The sequence below is a fragment of the Mesorhizobium sp. M1C.F.Ca.ET.210.01.1.1 genome (genome assembly GCF_004791585.1).
GTDB lineage: Bacteria > Pseudomonadota > Alphaproteobacteria > Rhizobiales > Rhizobiaceae > Mesorhizobium.
In genome coordinates this window covers 1-341 of record NZ_SRUU01000151.1, presented here as the reverse complement: position 1 = coordinate 341, position 341 = coordinate 1, and the positions used below count along the sequence as shown (strand labels likewise).

The 341-nt window shown below is 63.3% G+C and carries 1 protein-coding gene; it reads left to right on the top strand.

Annotation, left to right across the window (positions count from 1 at the left end):
* Positions 1–251, top strand: a 251-nt coding sequence (locus EN853_RS33345; RefSeq protein ID WP_135861361.1) for a helix-turn-helix domain-containing protein, incomplete at its 5' end; no start/stop codon positions are given.
* Between the last annotated feature and the right edge of the window lie 90 nt (positions 252–341).

Genomic DNA, 341 nt, shown 5'->3' with positions numbered 1-341 from the left:
GCTTCGGCGAGCTGCGGCGGCTGGTTCCCGACATTTCGCAGCGCATGCTGACCCAGACGCTCTACGATCTGCAGCGCGACGGCTATGTGCGTCGCGAAGTGTTTCCGACCAAGCCGCCGAGTGTCGAATACAGCCTGACCGACCTCGGGCGCTCGATGTTCGATGCCTTGCAGTATTTGTTGCAGTGGGCTGAAAACAACCATGACGCGGTGCGCGACGCGCGCACTGCCTTCGACGCGACCCAGGCTTGAACAACCGGACAGTGCGCGGCTCCGCGGCTTGATTTCGCCCGGCCGCTGAAGGATTGTCCGGCCAGTTCGGCATGGGGGCATCGGCATTTC